The following is an 18,190-nucleotide window of genomic DNA, read 5'->3' on the forward strand; positions in this document are numbered from 1 at the left end:
ATCTCCAGCTCCTTTATTAACCTTCTCTATATATTAGAAAAAGAGGTGTGTGATTCCTGCAATGAGTGGGATGGCGAGTAAGGTACGTAAGAGAAAGAGGACTAGGATATGCGTCAGTTTAATGGGGATATCGATTTCTAACAATAACGGAATCACAGCAGAGAAAAAGAGGATTTGTGTAAGAGAGAGTACGGCGATAAAGAATTTGGCTGCGATCGTCGCTTCACCTATGATTAAAGCGGGTAAAAACATTTCTGTGATCCCAATCAGTGTCGCGGGTGCAATGATAGCTACATCAGGCAGGCGCAATAAGTGTAATAGCGGCTCCATCGGCTTCCCTAGCCAAACAAAAAGGGATGTATGCTGCGCAATCAGTATGGCTAATACCCCGACAGAGAGTATTGTGGGTAGAATGACCATGGATAGTTTTATACCGTCTATGAGCCCCTGTACTAATGTCTTACATATTGATTTTGTTTGTTGGGCCTGCATGACGCCCTGATGCAGTGCGAAGCGCCATATGGGCATTCTGTTTGCTCTTGTTGGCTCAGGAGAAGGGTGTCCATGATAGGCATCAGGCAAACGGGAAAGTGGTGGGATTCTGACGAGAATCATAGAAACGATGATACTCACGAATAGCGTAGAGAAGAAGATAAGAGGAAAAATAGATAGCAGTCCTAATGTATTGGCTACAACGGCAAAGAACCCTATGCTGACCGTGGAAAAACAAGTGGAGATAATGGTCGCTTCTCGCACGGAATACCGACCTTGTAAGTACATTTTATTGGTCATGTAAATCCCCACTGAATAGCTACCGACAAACGAGGCTATGGCATCCAATGCAGACCTTCCCGGTACCTTAAATAATGGACGCATGACAGGTCGGGAGAGCGCGCCAATAAAGTCCAAGCCTCCAAATACAACAAATAAAGTAATAAAGATGGCCCCAATGGGTACGATCACGGCAACTGATGAAACGAGAGTGTGGTACATGAGTCCACCCGTTTGACTAGCTAATAGCCATGCTGGTCCGATTTGAAAGTAGATGAAGATGGCCAGAAGGGCACCTAGACATCGAAAGAAGAAAAAAGTTGGCGAAGCGTCAAAATATTGAAATGAGGGTAGCATCGTGAACATGCCTGAGCGTTGAAGCTTTGCCATCATACTACATAATGCGGCTAGAAGTATAAGCACAAGACAGTATAAGGTTACCACATCGGGGTAGGTTCCCCTCACGTAACTGACCATGAAGTCAAAAATGATCGTCCATGTCCCATTGATTTTGATCGGCATCATAAAGAAGAATAGCCCAATCACAAGGGAAAACCATAACCGAACGGCGCCTTGTTGGTACTTATGTCGATCAATGATCGTTTGCTTATCTTTTGCTTTTGATGACATATCCTTCCCCCTTACGTATCTGCTCTACTACTATACGTATGGGCGAACGTCACCTTGTATGGCATATTTTTTATTTAATTAACGGCTCACGATGTCGTTAGTATGCTCGTTTAACGGATCATGAGGTTTTTCGATATCCGTTGTGCTGTACTTGACCGTTTTTTTGAGGAGGCGGTTACGTAGGAGCTGCCCTAAGGACACATCCTGTCGTCCCATGTAAAACGGAACCTCCTCATCCGGTGCCAAGATAATACCAAGCTGATGATGATCCTCTTCGTAAATAGATGATTTGGCAAAACGAATCATAGACTGCTCATCGATAACCTCTAGTTTACAGAAGGCCATATTCGATTGCATTGCTTCATATAGATCTTTGCGTTCATGAACACGTTGTCCATTTACCTTGTAGATGAGTTCTCCTATTTTTAAACCCATGCGCTCCGCTGGTGTGCCAGGAATCACCGCTAAGATTCTAAGTCCGTCATTGGTATGGACAAATGTCGGTGCCACTTCCTGCTCTTTCCAACGACTATAAAATAGGATGGCTTCATGACCAAGAAATGAGAACAATGCGGCCAATACAAGAAACCATTCAGATAAGTACACAGCCCCAAACACTAAGGCTAGCAGAGCCATGCTGTAAAAAAATAGATACTTTGCGTTCGTGTTGGCCTTTTGTTGTGGTGTAGAAGATATGGCTTGCTCTGAAAAACCTAGGACGGCTGGTAACAGCAATAGAGAGTAGCTTGTCCATCCCACGCTTGTTTGTAAAAGGGGCCAGCCTTCAAATAAAGATGGCAGCCCATCACTAGCACCGAATACAGCAAAAACAGGAACAAACCATATCTGCTGAATATGGTATGCTCCTACAATGCGTCCTCTTTTACTTTGTATAAACACAGGAGTTGCACGGTTCGCACCGTTGAGATATATAAGTAAGGCTTCGGCTAGGTGAAGTATGCCGACGATGGCAAAAAGGGATGGGATATGAATGTCTAGCAAGATCGTCCATAACGGCTGTAGCCATGTCACCTCTAGGCCCTGGGGGAACCAAGTGGCGATGAGTGCAAACAAGCCAACGATGGCGCCAGAATAAGCAAAACACAAGTATCTCACCTGAAAAAGCATAAGGACAAGAGCCACAATCCATAAGGCGATAAAAGTATCCATGGAGAATATAACACCGAGCCCAATAAAGGCGCTGGAGGCTAATAAGCCCCCTAAGATGCCATAAAAAACAGATTGTAATACACCTTCCGATACGGTGTGCAGTCTTGCACTAAATAGCTTGCGCTCCATATCCACTTGTCTTTTCCATTGCATACAGATGATGAGAAGTAAGAGATATGGAAATGGATTAATAAAAAAGGCCGGTATCCCATACCACATGGCTGTTATCCACTGCATCCAAACTTCCATCCCTTTGGCCCACCTTCCTTAATTCAATTCTTGTAATAGTACTTCTACTGCCTTCTGTAATTGCTCGTCATTTTGTGGATCTCTCATCGCTTCCAAAAGCTCTTCTTGTAACAACGCAGCTGTTTTACTGTCGACTTTTCCTGAAACGGTGAGACTATGATCTTGCTGAAAACGGCTGACGGCTCTTTCCGTTGCTTCGTTATAGAAACCGTCCTCCCGACCAGGATCATAACCTAAACCTCTAAGCATTAATTGTATATTCTTGACCTGACTGTTATTCATATCACGTTCATACACCGTGTCAGTATCGATCGGTACAGCATGGAAGTAATCTGGTTGCTCAACTTTGATATCCGGTTCTACCCCGACACCATTAATCCAATTCTCATCCGGTGTGAGCCATTTGGCCACCGTTAGTTTGATTTCACTGTCATCTCCCATCGGAATCGTACTTTGAACGGTCCCTTTTCCAAAGGATTGCTGTCCAACAACCTTATAACCGCCCGCTTCCTTCAGCGCTGCCGCTAGAATCTCTGATGCACTCGCGCTCCCGTTATCAACGAGGATTGTAATAGGATAAGGCTTTTTACCCTCTAGTGTGGAATGATAAGAGGCGATCTCACCGTTCCGACTATTAATTTTGGTAATGACACTTTCATTTGGCACGATTAAATCACCAATTTCACTCACAGCTTCTAAATACCCACCTGGATTCCCTCTAACGTCGATGACAAGACCGTCGATCCCGTCCTGTTCAAACGCCATTAATTGCTCTTCAAAATCTTGTGCTGTTTGCTGAGCAAAAGATGTGATTTCAATCATACCGAAGGTCTTTCCGTTCGCTCTAATCGTTTCACCATACACGGTATGAAGTGGAATTTCATCACGCGTCACTGTAATGGAAATCGGATCGGACACACCTGGACGCATGACCTCGAGTTCGGCCTCAGAATCCTTAGGTCCTCTTATCTTTAATACGGCACGATGAAGGTCTAATCCTTCTAGACTTTCACCATTTACACTAATAATTTGGTCATTTGGCCTTAAACCTGCTTTTTCTGCTGGAGCCCCACGTATTGGTGCGACGATTGTGACGCGTCCATCTTGCATCATGACTTCTGCACCTATGCCCTCAAAAGATGACTCCAACGAGGACCTGAACTGCTCCGCTGCATCTGGATCCATATACACGGAATAAGGGTCATCTAATGTTTCTAGCATCCCCTCTACGGCACCTTCTAAGAGTTCTGCTTCGTTCACATCTAAAACATAATTACTACGAATAATATCATAAGCTTCTTGAATCTTAGAGAAGTTTAAATCACCCTCAGTATCTCCATCCATTTGCCCTGTTTGTGGGTGACTGACTTCGTTATTAGAACCGCCAGCTAAACCAGGTGTACCCAACACGAGCATCGTCACAACACTGCTCAGAACTATCGATAATGCTACGAGTACAAGAACCGTTCTACCTTTAAATTGCATGGATACGTCACCACCTATTTTTCCTCTTGATTGCATGAAGGAGACCCCAGATAAGGCTATGCATAGCGCCCTATGTGAAGTCTCCTGTTATCTTTATGTGAAGCCTGTACGAGTTATGTGTCTTTTTAGTTTGTATTCTTCAAATAATTCATAGGGTCCACTTGTTGGCCATTTTCGTGCACCTCGAAATGCAAATGTGGCCCCGTCGATCGTCCTGTAGACCCAATTTCAGCTATTTTTTGGCCTTTTTCAACTCGTTGACCACTGTTCACGACAATACCACCATTTCGAATGTGCCCATACAGTGTCCGTGTATTATCCCCATGTTCTATGATTACAGTGTTACCGTACCCTCTTAGGTACTCAGCAACAATGACGATACCGTCCGCTGCTGCTACAATGGTTGTCCCCTGTGGCGCCCCAACATCCATCCCGTTATGTCCTCTGCTTGCACCTGTAAATGGATCAGTACGAAGTCCGAAGTGTGAGGTGATTCTCTGACTGTCTGGTACAGGCCAAGCGAAAACACCATCAAATTGTAGGGTTTGAATTTCCTTCTGTTTCGCACTAATGTCATTGGCCAATTGCATGGCATTTTGAGCCATTTCTGCCTCTCTCTTCGCTAATTCTTCTTCGCTTTCATCTACCTCGGCAATGGCCACGCTTTTTTGTTTACGCTTGTCGCGTAAACTTGCGCGTAGAGTGTCTAGCTCATCCATTTGCTCTTCAAGATCCACTAGAATGCCCTCTAAAACTAATTTCTTTTCATTAATTGTTTCTTTCTCTTCAATAAAGTCCTCTATAATTTTCTGATCTTGCTGTACGAGCAGACTAAGCATATCGAGTCGTTCAATAAATTCTCCAAAGCTTGCAGCGCCAAGCAAAACCTCAAGATAGTTGACCGCTCCTCCGTTCTCGTACATCGCACGGACGCGTGTCTTTAACAAATCCTCTTGGGAGGCTACGCGTTCTTCAGCTTCTTTAAGCTCGACCGCTTTTTCCTCTGCTTGTGTTTCAATAGTGGCAATCTCTTCTCTTTTATTTGAGATCTTGATTTCAGTCTCCGCCATCTCTTGGTCTATTTCTAGTATTTCACGGTTCAACTGATCTCTTTTTCGTTGTAACTCTTCTATTTCCCCTTGCACCTGAGCCCGTTGTTCGTCTGCTTTTCTCCGTTCTTGCTCAAGACGCTCAATTTCCCGCTCAAGTCTCTCAACCTCTTCGGAACTGGCTTGTCCCACATTCTGAGGACCAATATCCCAGAATAGCGCACCTGCTACTAACGTTAATGACATTACAACGGCCATCGTCATTCTCATTCTTGTTACCAACAACGGATACTCCCCTCCAGTCTTACTTATTGTATTGAGCTTTCATTTATACTTTTAAAAAGCGTCTGACGGACGCGATGCTTCCCCACATGCCGATAAAAGCACCGATACCTAATAGTAATACAGCCATTTGATATACGAGTGGGAACAATGGTAAAAGATTGAATAGGTTATAACTGAGTAAATCACCGTACGTTTCAAGCACATGATAATATCCAAAACCTAATAGAATAATAGGTATAACGGCTCCAATCACACCGAGTAGTAAGCCCTCAATAAAGAATGGCCAACGGATAAACCCGTTCGTTGCTCCCACTAGTTTCATAATTTCAATCTCCGTTTGACGCGCATAAATGGTTACTTTAATCGTATTAGCAATCAGAAACATCGCCGTGAAAGCTAAACCAATGATAAAGGCCACACCGATATTGCGTAAGTTATTGGTGATTGAGAAGAGCCGATCAATAATGCCAGCGCCATACTCCACATTATAAACGTCTTCTACTTCCTGCACCCGTCTAGCGATGCGTTCAGTTTGCTGTGGAAATTCTGCTTTGATGATGAACTTATCAGGTAGCGGGTTATTCTCTTCATCGCGGAACCCTTCGAAGAAACGTCCTTGTTCACCTAAACCATCAATAAAATTGTCAATGCCTTCTTCTTTGGGGACATACTCGATAGTATCAACGCCTTGTATTTCTTCAAGATCCTTTTCAATACGGTTGATGTCCTCTTCGTCTGTTGTGAGTTCAACGTAGGCACTGATCTCTACTTGGTCTTCCAATTCTTCTGTGAAATTATTAATATTCATCGCTAGCAGTAAGAAAACGCCTAAGATAAACAACGTGATGGCCACCGATAATACAGACGCAAACGTCATCCAACCGTTACGTCCTATGTTTTTTACCCCTTCTTTGACGTGTCTGCCCAATGTACTAATCTTCATAGCCGTAGTCACCTCGATGCTCATCACGTACAATGTTGCCACTCTCTATGGCAATGACGCGCTTTTTCATGGTGTTTACAATCTCTTTGTTATGCGTCGCCATCACGATCGTTGTACCGGAGTAATTAATATCTTCGAAGAGGCGCATAATATCCCAAGACGTCTCTGGATCAAGGTTCCCCGTCGGTTCGTCTGCAATAATGAGGCTTGGACTATTCACAATGGAACGTGCAATCGCCACTCTTTGCTGCTCCCCACCCGATAGTTCATTAGGGAGATAACGTGCTTTGTGCCTGATATTGACCAAATCCAGTACATCCATGACGCGTTTTTTAATCTCTCGACGCGGTTTCTCAATCACTTCCATGGCATAGGCTACGTTTTCATAGACGGATAAGCGAGGGAGTAACTTAAAATCTTGGAACACAACGCCTAGCGACCGTCTTAGTTTAGGTATCTGTTTTCTTTTCATTTGACTCACGTTCATACCGTTAATGAAAATTTGCCCACTCGTGGGTTCTTCTTCACGGTACATGAGCTTAATAAAAGTTGACTTACCGGCCCCACTAGGACCCACAACGTACACAAATTCTCCCTTGTCGATCTGTACATCTAAGCCATTGAGGGCTTGGACACCGTTATCGTAGGTCTTCCAAACACCGTACATATCAATCATTACTATCACTTCCAATTTCCTCAAGTTGTCTGTCACCATTATGTAGTTGAAGTGTCAATAAATAAGAGTGCATGGCTCATATCTTCAACTATGCCGTACTAGTCGTAAACTTCATGATGTGGTTATCATATATTAACAGTTGTTCACACCGCTTTAGACATTCTTCAAGTATACTTCGACAGCATCAGTAATTTTCCTTTTAAAATTGACAAAACATTTGGGTAAAATATTTGTCAGAAGCAACATATATCTATTATACTTTAAAACTATTGAACATGGTTTGACAATTCCTGTTACTAGGGCAGAATATAGAGAGAGAAGGAGGGTCCATATTGGGTCATCAAGTGCATGAAGAACAAGTCATTATTGTTGGCGCAGGGCCATGTGGTCTTGCTGCTGCCATAGCACTACAACAAAAAGGCATACATCCCTTAGTTATAGATAAAGGCAATGTGGTACACACATTGAGCCGCTATCCTACACATCAGACATTCTTCAGTTCAGCTGAGAAGTTAGAGATTGCAGACGTACCGTTTATCATTGAACAACGTAAACCTTCTCGTAATCAGGCACTGGCTTACTATCGGGAAGTGGCACGCAAAAAGAAGATTCGTATCCAATCTTACGAAAATGTCAAGCAAGTCCAGAAAAAAGACAACCAATATTTTCTAGTGGATACTGAGACTTTAGAAGGTGCGGCTCATACGTATCAGTGTGAGCACGTGATTATCGCCACTGGTTACTACGACAATCATAATACACTGGGGGTCCCAGGCGATCAATTAAAGAAGGTCCATTATTACTTTAAAGAAGCCCATCCGTTTTTCGATAAAGACGTGGTGGTCATCGGTGGCAAAAATTCAGCTGTCGATGCCACTTTAGAATTAGAAAAGGCAGGCGCTCGTGTCACTGCTTTATACCGTGGCCGTGATTACTCTTCGAGCGTAAAACCATGGATACTCCCTGAATTTGTCTCATTGGTGAATCATGGAAAGGTTAAGATGGAATTTGAAGCGCATGTCAAGGAAATCACCCCTCATACCGTCACTTATGAGCAACATGGGGAGAGGAAGGAAATCAAAAATGACTTTGTATTCGCTATGATCGGATACCATCCGGACCACAGCTTCTTAACTAAAATGGGGGTGGACATTGATGAGGAGACGGGACGCCCGCATTTTAATCCTGACACAATGGAGACGAACGTCGATAACATCTATATTGCCGGTGTGATTGCAGCGGGCAACAATGCGAATGAGATATTCATTGAAAATGGGCGTTACCACGGGGAGCGTATCGCTTCAGCTATTGTTACTAAGGCCTAACAATCTAGCCTTCATTTATATCTCAGATCTCTCGTGTATAGGAAGGATAGCGCTTCTCTATCCTTGGTATAGCGTTCGACGTCAACTTCAATCAGATTTTGCTGTATGATATCTAGAAGTCCGTCAACGGTATATTGTTGTAAGGCGTGCGCATGAACAGAGGATAAGTAACCGCTCTGAGGCAATAAAACCTCAATGAGTGTTTCACCGTCCTCTGTTCTTTTAAATTGTATGGACACCTGGCCATATGCCTGCTGTAGAACCTGTTTGATTTGTTCTAAATGATCTAACCTTGAAAGGACACATGGATCCATCATAGAGGGAACACTTCCTTTTACTTTTATGAGAAATGGTTGTTGTTTACAGTTACCATCCTTTCCCTCTAGATGTGGCCGTATACTCGATTCCTGAGACATTCAGCGTCAATGTTAAACGAGCGTTTAAGGTAATTTATTCTTCCAACACATCCCGCGTCGCGCCTAAAACAAAAAGACGTGGATTTAAGACACCCACGTCTGTTGTATGTGTTGTATGTTTTCCGATGTATGTTTTCCGACCTTATTCTAATGTGAGTATGATCACTCCTACAGCGTTCCAGATCATATGCAAGAGGATCGGAGCGGATAGGGATTGGGTAAGACGGTAAAGGAGGACGAATACGACGCCCATTGTCGTTGCGGTAAAAGGATAATCTGTATGGAGAACACCAAACACAATAGCTGAAATGATTAACCCCATCACCCAATGATGGCGCATTTCAAAGAAGCGGTGCAAAACGCCTCTAAATAAGATTTCTTCTTTTAGTGGGGTAAAAAAGGCCACGGCTAAGAAAAAAAGTGTATACTGTACCAACCCACTGACATTGTCCAGCCCTATCATTTGTGATTGGTTTGACGGATCGTCCACATTTAACCACTCGATAAACACATACTGAGCGACCATGACAATGAGTGCACCGGCGGCCATATAAGCGTAAGTACGCCCTTGTTTCAACGCGGATAAGCGAATACTATCTAACACAAAACGTCTGATGTTCTTAAAGAACAATAACAGGATAGCGACCATCAATGCATCTCCGAGTAGATAAGGGTAGCTAATGAGAGAATCAAATTCTATCCCCGCATACTCGCTGTAGATGAGCAGACTAAAGGTGAGTACGAAGCTACCGATAAAAAAAGCGACGATAAAACTTACAAATAGTGGGTAACCAAAGCTGAGCTTAGGTCGTTGATTTGACGACTGGTCTTGTTCACTAACCTGATTCGGTTCTAGATCGTTGTTCATGATTCACGCTATACCTCCCACAGAGTGATGACAAAATGAAACGTAACGAGGGTCAGACCAATAAGATTGTTACCCTCATCAGTTTCGACACCTATGGGGCACATTCCTGCCTTAAGCTTTACATATCACGCTTCTCTCATATCCACTAACTTGTCTCGCTCTGGTTCATGGTGTTGTTCACTAATGTGAATTGTGGGGGTCACCCGAATATGCTCCTTGACGTGTCTCGTCCATTGAGGAAGCAAGTGTGTCTCAACGTGTTCTAAAGGCACCCCTCCCGCTAACGTCACGTGAATTCGCAACACATCTTGACCGCCCTCGTGTTGAATTTGTGCTTGATACGTCTCAACCTCGCGTATACTGTTCATTACCTCGTCTAACTGCTGTGCATGGACGAACATCCCCTTTACCTTATAACTGTCCGCGACGCGACCTAACATCCCAGCGATCGCCTTATCCTTCACAACCCAACGTGACAAGTCACCCGTCCCAAAACGAATGAGGGGATAGACCTGTGATGATAGACTAATCACCACTTCCCCTACTTCTCCTTCTGTCAGTTCTAAGCCTGTATCAGGGTCACATATTTGGAGGAAAATGTCCTCTGTTACGTTAAAGTGATTTTCGCCTTGTAGGCGGTAGGCGATGGCCCCAACATCGGCCGTTCCGTAAGTATCAATGTACTGAATTCCCCGCTCATTGAGTATGGCTTCCATCTCTCGTGTGACCGTTTCCGCTGTAAAAACAGCTTTCTGTAAAGCCAGTTCACGCCCCACTCGGTAGCCTTTCTCTTCCGCTTTTTGCAGTAGATGCATGAGAAAACTCGGCGTCCCGCTATAAACAGTGGTTTGTAGATCTCGCATGACGTCTACTTGGAGATTCGTGTGGCCAGTGCCTGCGGGGATGACTTTGGCCCCTCTAGATCTTGCTGCCTGATCAAACATAAACCCAGCCGGAGACAAATGGTAACTGAACGTATTTTGAACGACATCCTGATGTTGTACGCCTATTTTGTCTAGCAACGGACCGAAACGCCAGTAATCCTCATCCTCTCCCTGAGGATCATAGATAGGACCGGGCGAAACAAAGATTCGGGCCACCTCATCCGTTTGCACAAATTCAGCAAACGGGAGAGATTGCCTTTGCAGCTTGGGCAGATCCTGCTTCTTTAACACGGGTAAGCGGCTAAAGCTGTCTCGACTATCAACGTCCCTTAAATCATAGCCTTGTGCAATGTAATGTGCTTGCCATCCCGTCTTCGTCTGTAATACGTTCCGTATCATATCACGCCACATTAGGATAGCCACCTCTTTCGCCGCTTATAGTGCTTCACATCGCGATAACGCTTTTGCCCCTTGTCACTCATCCCTAAATAAAACTCCTGTACGTCTTGGTTCGCTTTGAGCTGTTCCACCGTCCCTTCAAATACGATCCGACCATTCTCCATAATGTAGCCATAATCCGCAATGGAGAGCGCAATATTTGCATTTTGTTCAACGACTAAGATCGTGACCCCTTCTTCTTGGTTAATACGCTTAATGATGTCGAAAATTTCTTTTACAAGCCGGGGGGCAAGACCGAGAGAAGGCTCATCAAGAAGGATAACCTTAGGTTTGGCCATCAAAGCCCGACCAATCGCCAGCATTTGCTGTTCCCCCCCACTGAGATAGCCGGCAATGTTGGCGCGTAACATTTTGAGTTTAGGAAAATAATCATAGACCATCTGAATATCATGGCTAAGATGTTTACGATCCTTTCTCGTATGGGCCCCAGCGATCAGGTTTTCTTCCACCGTTAAATGCTCGAAAACACGACGCCCTTCCATCACTTGAAAAATGCCCTGTTTGACGATGAGCTCCGGGTCTTCACCCGTCATCAGTTCCTGGCGGAAACGAATATGACCGTCGGTGACCTCTCCATTTTCGCTTTTCAACAAGCCGGATATAGCCTTTAAAGTTGTTGTTTTCCCTGCCCCGTTACTGCCCAGCAGGGCTACAATCTTACCCTCCGGGACATCCATAGACATCCCTTTGAGGACAAGAATGACTTTATCGTACATCACTTCCACGTTATTTAACGACAGTATGGTCATAGATACCCTCCCTCTGTGTACATTCATGCCACCTCTAATAGGACCTTGCCTAGTCAGTAACCGTTCATACATACGTTTGAAAAGTGCCTCATGTTATATACTTGCTGGGCTTTACTCGTAGCCGATATAATCCGTTAACATGACGAATTCACGGTCTTGTATTTGCGCTAATCTAATCTGATTGGCACCTCTATGACTCTCGGCGGAAAAAGTGACGGGTGCGCCTAGTCCCCCAGTGTTGAATTCATTCAATTGCTCTAAGCCCTCACGTACCGTTTCACCGGTCACCGTATCACCTGCTAGACGGACCCCTTCTAGCATAATTTTGGCACTTGTCCAACCTTGGACAAATTTCTGGTCGATGTCCGCAAGTGTCTTATCCTTGGTGTCTAAATAACTTTCAATCTCTGAAAGGCCTTCCACCGTTTCCCCTTCATTAGGAAAGGCGTGAGTGACCACCCCGATAAAGCCTTCCCCTGCTTCTTCCGTAAGAGGGATGAGACCTTCACCCGTGGTCCAATTGAGCCCCATGAAAGTGGCGTCAATGCCTAATCGACGGGCATCTTTTAAAATCGTTGAGGTCGCTCCCCACGTCTGGTTAATGATCACGAAATCAGGGTCTTTCTCCTGCAAATTCAGTAGTTGTGAGGAGGCATCCAACGACGTCAGATCAACAACCTGTTCATCAACTAACTCTACCCCCCGTTCTTCAGCATAGACTCTGGTGTCAGCAACGGGTGAGCGACCGAATGGCGTATCGTTGTAGATTAACGCCAAGCGAGGGGCGCGATTTTCATCCCACTGTTCCAAAAACCAATGTATGGCTACCTTGGCTTGGTCTGAGTAAGTTGCAGCGCTGAGGAAGTTATAAGGGTTCTCCTCTATATCCGCTAAGTTTTCGGAATATGAGGCTGAGATGTAAGGAATATGATCTTCGGCCACTAACGCTCTCAAGGCTTCTGTATCCCCCGTCCCCCAACCTAAGATTCCAACCACCTGGTCTTGTTGAGTGAGCTTTCTATATCCTTCTTGGGCCTGAGGGACACTGTAAGCATAATCAATATCAATGAGGTCTACTTTTTTTCCGTTCACACCGCCTTCGTCATTGATATACTCCACATACGCTTTAGCGCCATCAGCGTAAGGTTTCCCTACATCTCCTGTGGCACCTGTGACATCAAATAATCCTCCTAGGCGGATAACATCCGATCCACCCGCGGGTGAACTACAAGCGGTCAACAGTAACACCGTAAGTCCCACAATCCATCCTAATAACTGTGCACGTTTGATCCCGTTCATTCGTCATCCCCCTTATGTTCTATCGCTTTGATATTTTTTGTTTAATGGCGCTTATCTCCTATCGAAAATGAACCAGCCTACTTCTTGGAGTAAGAGAAAGGCCACAGCTTTAAGTAATCCTTCAGGTTTCGCCACATCTTCACGATACCTTCAGGCTCATAGATTAGGAACAAAATAATCATTAAACCGAAGACGAGCTCACGCAGGGCGGAAAAATGCTCGGCAAGGTGAGGCAGAATGGGCGTAAGTAGATTCAGAGACTCCCGCAAAACGACAGGAAGTAACGTGATGAACACGGCGCCAAAAATAGCCCCGATCACACTCCCTAAGCCGCCAATGAGAATCATGGCCAAGTAAGATATAGATACCTCGATATCGTAATGTTCTGGGCCAATGATGCGCGAGTAATGCCCCATGAGGGCACCCGCAATGCCGATGAAAAAGGAGCTAATGGCAAACGCGTATATTTTATACTTGAAAAGGTTGATTCCCATGACCTCGGCGGCAAGATCGCGGTCTCGAATGGCCACTAACGCGCGACCTACTCTCGTACGGAAAAGGTTCATGGTAAACAGCGCCGTCCCGATTAAGCACACGAGTACTAAGTAGTAATAGCTACGCTCAGAGGCCAAACGGTATCCGAAAATATCGGGTCGTTGTAAGCTCATCCCAGCTGTACCGCCCGTCAAACCCTCCCAACGCACGATGACAAATAGGATAATAACTTGTGCTGCTAGCGTTGCCATCGCGAGATATAAACCTTTAAGACGTAGAGAGGGCACGCCAAACAGAGCACCCACAAACGCTGTCACGAGGCCGGCCAGAGGGACCGCAATCCAAAAAGGTAATCCTAAATGAGTCGTCACAATGGCTGACGTGTATCCTCCTACACCAAGAAAAGCACCTACCCCAATCGAAATCAGTCCTGTGTACCCCGTTAATATATTCAACCCTATCGCACCGATGGCGGCCATGGCGGCCATCGTCGCCAGTGAGATATAGTAAGGGGTTGCGAGCAAGGGGTAGAGAAAGAAGAGACCCAAGACGAAGAGGACCCTACGTCTCACTCTGGGGACTTTATACAGCGCTAAATCATCTTTGTAACGGACTCGGAACTCTCCACATTGAAAAGCAAAAGGATTTCTCATCGCTTACACCCTCTCAATTTCTTGCTTGCCGAATAATCCATAAGGCTTCATCATCAGGACGATGACAAGAATGATAAAAGGCACTACTTCCTTCACGCCGCCCCCTACGAGTGGATCTATATAGCCCCCAGCTAGGTTCTCGATGATGCCGATCGCGAAACCGGCGATAATGGCCCCCTGAATACTGTCCAAGCCGCCTAGTAAAGCGACAGGCAGGACCTTCAGTCCAATCAAGGCCATAGAGGCATTCACGCCATTAATATGACCGAGGAGTATGCCTCCTACAGCTGCTACGATCGCTGCGATAGCCCAAGTCACCGCAAACACGCTTTTGACACTAATCCCCATCGATTGGGCCGCCTGTTGATCATCTGCTGTGGCCCGCATTGCAATACCTGTTTTTGAAAATTTAAAAAACAGACTAAAGACGATGAGAAGTAGTACAACGATGGCTAATGCCCATAGGTACACAGGTGATATGACGACACCACCCATGTGCACCGTATCTGAAGAAAACAGAGGTGGGAATACCCTGAGCTCTGTTCCCCATATCATGTGGACCACGCCGGCCATTAAGCTGGCTAAGCCGATGGTGGCCATAATCATAGAGATCACCGGTTCACCGATGAAGGGACGCAGAATCAGCCTCTCTATAGCGAGACCTAACAGAGCACTGAACGCTAAAGTGATGATGATCGCTGGGAGCAACGGAATGTTGTACGTGGCAATAAGGGTCAGCGATACATACGCCCCGACCAACAAAAATTCACCCTGAGCAAAATTAATCGCATCAGATGATTTATATATCAACACAAATCCTAACGCGACTAGAGCATAAATTCCTCCGATGACAAAACCACCCACTAAGAGTTGCAGGAAAAAGTCCATCGTTATGCGACCTCCTCATCAGTGACCATGATTTGAAGCTGTGTACGGATCATCGTTTCTTGTCCGTCCCGATAGCGTATCTTGCCTTCCACTTGGATCATGGACTCGCTGGAATACAATCCCTCAATAACGGAAGCGTATTTTTCTGCTACAAATTGGCGACGCACTTTTCTCGTTCTCGTCAGCTCCTCATCATCTGCGTCTAATTCTTTGTACAGTAAAACGAACTTCCTGACCCTGGCCCGTTCAGGTAACGCATCATTAATCCGTTCAACCTCTTGCTGTATAAGCTCAAGCACGGCTTCTTTTTGAGATAAGTCTGTATAGGTGGTGTAGGCGATGTGGTTATTCTCCGCCCACTGCCCAACGTTTTCCATGTCAATATTCAGTATGGTGGCCACATAAGGTCGCCCTGTTCCAATCGCTACGGCCTCTTTGATATAAGGGCTGAACTTGAGCTTATTCTCAATGAACTGCGGGCTAAACATGTCTCCGCTGTCTAAGCGAATCACATCTTTCAAACGATCTATCACGATTAAGTGTCCAGATTCATCAATACGCCCTGCATCCCCGGTATGTAGCCAGCCATCCGTTATCGTTTCGGCCGTGGCCTCATCATTCTGATAGTAGCCCTTAAACACGCTCGGACTTTTGATCAGAATTTCTCCCTGCTCCGACATCTTCAGCTCTGTTCCAGGGATGGGCACCCCTACGGTTTCGTATTGCACATCGCCATCCTGGTGGACGATGGCAATACCAGCGACTTCAGTTTGACCGTAAATCTGTTTGAGGTTCACCCCTATAGCATGAAAAAACTTAGTGACATCAGGACCTAACGCAGCGCCACCCGTGTAGGCTCTTTTGAGACGTAAGAGTCCTAAGTGGTCTTTGATCGCGCTAAAGATGAGCCAGTCAGCGAAGCGATACTGCCATCTCAATAACGACGGTATACGTTGTTTGTTAAAGATGTGATCTGCCACTTTAAACCCGATGGGCATGGCCCAATCGTAGCACTTTTTCTTCAGCCAGCCCGCGTCTTGAATACGAACTTGAATCCTCGAGACCATATCCTCCCAGATCCTCGGGGGTGAAAACATACAGTGGGGCCCTATTTCCCGCAGGTTGTCCTGTACGGTCGTCGTTTCTTCTGGGAAGTTCACAGTGAATCCAATGGTCAAAGCGGAAGATAAGCTCATCATCTGTTCTCCTATCCAGGCGAGTGGTAGAAAGGATAAAAACTCATCTCCCGGTTCAAGTGGGTCCATCTCCATCAGATGTTTACCCATGCTAATCAAGTTATCGTGTGTTAACATCGCAGCCTTGGGATTTCCGGTCGTACCAGACGTGTAACAAAAAATGGCCACGTCATCTCCTTGGCCTTGTCTGACCACTTCCTCATAAAGCTTGGGGTCTTCGACTAAAGCTTCGGAGCCTAGCGCTTGAACATCTTCAAAGCGCAATAACCCTTCGTGGCCATAATGTCTCAATCCCTTCGCATCGTAGAAGATAATATACTTAACGTGTGGAATGTCTTCTCTAATCTCTAGAAGCTTGTCGACTTGCTCTTGGTCCTCAACAACGACCATGCTGACTTCGCTATGATTTAAGTAATAGGTGATTTCTTTGGGTAAGGCGTCTTGGTATATTCCCACTGAGATACCACCCACGCTCTGAGCACTTAAGGCTGCGATGAGCCACTCCGGTCTATTATCCCCGATGATGGCTAAGCGGTCTTCCCTTTTAAATCCAAGGGTACTTAGCCCCATCGTAAACGCTTTCACTTTTTCGTAATAATCTTGCCAAGTGTATTCTTGCCAGATTCCGAATTCTTTTTCTCTCAGCGCGATTTGTTTCCCCATTGACTGTGCCCGATTAAAAAGTAGCTTTGGTAGTGTGAGCTCATTCATCCCCATGATGCCTAACCCACCTCCTCTTGTCCAAGATAAGCTTCAATGACCTGCTGGTTCTGTTGAATGTCTTCTGGTGTCCCATAACCAATGCGCTTTCCAAAGTCTAAAACGGCGATACGGTGAGACAGTTCCATGACGACACCCATGTCATGCTCGATAAGGACAACGGTGACGTCCCGGTCTTCATTAATATCAATAATGAAGCGAGCGATGTCTTCTTTTTCTTCATTATTCATACCGGCCATAGGTTCATCTAAGAGGATGAGTTTGGGGTCAGCCGCTAAGGCCCTCCCCAGCTCGACACGTTTTTTTAACCCGTAGGACAACCGCCCCACGGGTTGTTCTCTAATATGCTGTATTTCTAGAAAATCAATGACTTCTTCTACCGCTTCACGATGAGCCACTTCTTCTCTCTGAGCCTTCCCCCAGTACAATCCCCCAGACAGAATACCTGTTTTCATGAGACTATGGCGACCTAGCATCAGATTATCTAAGACGCTCATATGCTTGAACAACTCAATGTTTTGAAACGATCGTGAGAGACCAAGGGAGGTTCTACGGTAAGGCTTCATCCTCGTGATATCCTGGCCCTCAAAGGAAATTCGTCCTGTTGAGGGGCGGTACACTCCACTGACACAGTTGAGCATACTCGTCTTCCCTGCCCCATTCGGACCGATAATGGAAAAGATTTCGCCTTTTTCAACTGAGAGGCTCACATCAGATAAAGCGGCGACCCCACCGAAATGCAATGAGACGCTGTCTACTTGTAATAAGCTCATGGATCTCCCCCTTTGCTGTTTTACTGAAAATATATATGTTTATTATGAAATAATATGGTGGCTTGGTCAATTTATTTTTAGAAAATTCTAAATTGTTACATAAAATGATATAAACTGATAAAAATCGATATACACCAAAGAAAAAAGCACTTCATGTCGAACATGACATTGAGTGCTTCAGTCGTTTATCGAGTATGAATGTATGAA

At 45.2% G+C, this 18,190-nt stretch carries 16 protein-coding genes; 1 reads left to right on the plus strand and 15 read right to left on the minus strand.

Going from position 1 to position 18,190, the window contains the following annotated elements:
• Positions 1-33: 33 nt before the first annotated feature.
• From JKM87_RS06710 to ftsE, 6 genes are all read right to left on the minus strand, one after another.
• Complete coding sequence (locus JKM87_RS06710; RefSeq protein ID WP_202079301.1) at positions 34-1,401, minus strand: YjiH family protein; 1,368 nt, start codon at positions 1,399-1,401, stop codon at positions 34-36.
• A gap of 78 nt (positions 1,402-1,479) precedes the next feature.
• Positions 1,480-2,820 (minus strand): PDZ domain-containing protein, encoded by a 1,341-nt coding sequence (locus JKM87_RS06715; protein WP_202079303.1) that lies wholly within the window; start codon positions 2,818-2,820, stop codon positions 1,480-1,482.
• Positions 2,821-2,838: 18 nt separating this feature from the next.
• Positions 2,839-4,305: a S41 family peptidase gene (locus JKM87_RS06720; protein ID WP_202079548.1), complete on the minus strand. Its 1,467-nt coding sequence runs from the start codon at positions 4,303-4,305 to the stop codon at positions 2,839-2,841.
• Between the two features lie 125 nt (positions 4,306-4,430).
• Positions 4,431-5,636, minus strand: a complete 1,206-nt coding sequence (locus JKM87_RS06725) for a murein hydrolase activator EnvC family protein (RefSeq protein WP_202079305.1) — start codon at positions 5,634-5,636, stop codon at positions 4,431-4,433.
• A 46-nt stretch (positions 5,637-5,682) separates the two neighbouring features.
• Positions 5,683-6,582 (minus strand): permease-like cell division protein FtsX, encoded by a 900-nt coding sequence (gene ftsX, locus JKM87_RS06730; RefSeq protein WP_202079552.1) that lies wholly within the window; start codon positions 6,580-6,582, stop codon positions 5,683-5,685.
• Positions 6,572-7,258: a cell division ATP-binding protein FtsE gene (gene ftsE, locus JKM87_RS06735; protein WP_202079550.1), complete on the minus strand. Its 687-nt coding sequence runs from the start codon at positions 7,256-7,258 to the stop codon at positions 6,572-6,574. The genes ftsX and ftsE overlap by 11 nt, the downstream gene beginning before the upstream one ends.
• A gap of 344 nt (positions 7,259-7,602) precedes the next feature.
• Between ftsE and JKM87_RS06740 the strand changes: the two genes are divergently transcribed.
• Positions 7,603-8,583, plus strand: coding sequence for a YpdA family putative bacillithiol disulfide reductase (locus JKM87_RS06740; RefSeq protein WP_202079555.1), 981 nt, complete (start codon positions 7,603-7,605; stop codon positions 8,581-8,583).
• 11 nt (positions 8,584-8,594) lie between these two features.
• On the opposite strand, the gene JKM87_RS06745 is transcribed toward JKM87_RS06740, so the two are convergent.
• The 9 genes from JKM87_RS06745 to JKM87_RS06785 form a co-directional block, all read right to left on the minus strand.
• Positions 8,595-8,900 carry a hypothetical protein gene (locus tag JKM87_RS06745; protein ID WP_202079307.1) on the minus strand — a complete coding sequence of 102 codons (306 nt, stop codon included), beginning with the start codon at positions 8,898-8,900 and terminating at the stop codon, positions 8,595-8,597.
• 241 nt (positions 8,901-9,141) lie between these two features.
• Positions 9,142-9,867, minus strand: coding sequence for a CPBP family intramembrane glutamic endopeptidase (locus JKM87_RS06750; RefSeq protein WP_202079309.1), 726 nt, complete (start codon positions 9,865-9,867; stop codon positions 9,142-9,144).
• Positions 9,868-9,992: 125 nt separating this feature from the next.
• Positions 9,993-11,162: a phenylacetate--CoA ligase family protein gene (locus JKM87_RS06755; RefSeq protein WP_202079311.1), complete on the minus strand. Its 1,170-nt coding sequence runs from the start codon at positions 11,160-11,162 to the stop codon at positions 9,993-9,995.
• A complete protein-coding gene (locus JKM87_RS06760; RefSeq protein WP_202079556.1) occupies positions 11,162-11,953 on the minus strand; it encodes an ATP-binding cassette domain-containing protein in 792 nt (263 codons plus the stop codon). The genes JKM87_RS06755 and JKM87_RS06760 overlap by 1 nt, the downstream gene beginning before the upstream one ends.
• Positions 11,954-12,070: 117 nt before the next feature.
• Positions 12,071-13,258 carry an ABC transporter substrate-binding protein gene (locus JKM87_RS06765; RefSeq protein ID WP_202079313.1) on the minus strand — a complete coding sequence of 396 codons (1,188 nt, stop codon included), beginning with the start codon at positions 13,256-13,258 and terminating at the stop codon, positions 12,071-12,073.
• A 77-nt stretch (positions 13,259-13,335) separates the two neighbouring features.
• Positions 13,336-14,406 carry a branched-chain amino acid ABC transporter permease gene (locus JKM87_RS06770; RefSeq protein ID WP_202079315.1) on the minus strand — a complete coding sequence of 357 codons (1,071 nt, stop codon included), beginning with the start codon at positions 14,404-14,406 and terminating at the stop codon, positions 13,336-13,338.
• 3 nt (positions 14,407-14,409) lie between these two features.
• The gene (locus tag JKM87_RS06775; protein WP_202079317.1) at positions 14,410-15,294 is read right to left on the minus strand and encodes a branched-chain amino acid ABC transporter permease; all 885 of its coding nucleotides are present in this window, start codon (positions 15,292-15,294) and stop codon (positions 14,410-14,412) included.
• A 2-nt stretch (positions 15,295-15,296) separates the two neighbouring features.
• The gene (locus JKM87_RS06780) at positions 15,297-17,201 is read right to left on the minus strand and encodes an AMP-binding protein (protein WP_202079558.1); all 1,905 of its coding nucleotides are present in this window, start codon (positions 17,199-17,201) and stop codon (positions 15,297-15,299) included.
• Between the two features lie 11 nt (positions 17,202-17,212).
• Positions 17,213-17,983, minus strand: a complete 771-nt coding sequence (locus tag JKM87_RS06785) for an ABC transporter ATP-binding protein (protein ID WP_202079319.1) — start codon at positions 17,981-17,983, stop codon at positions 17,213-17,215.
• Positions 17,984-18,190: the final 207 nt, after the last annotated feature.

It is taken from the genome of Caldalkalibacillus salinus (assembly GCF_016745835.1).
GTDB lineage: Bacteria > Bacillota > Bacilli > Caldalkalibacillales > JCM-10596 > Caldalkalibacillus_A > Caldalkalibacillus_A salinus.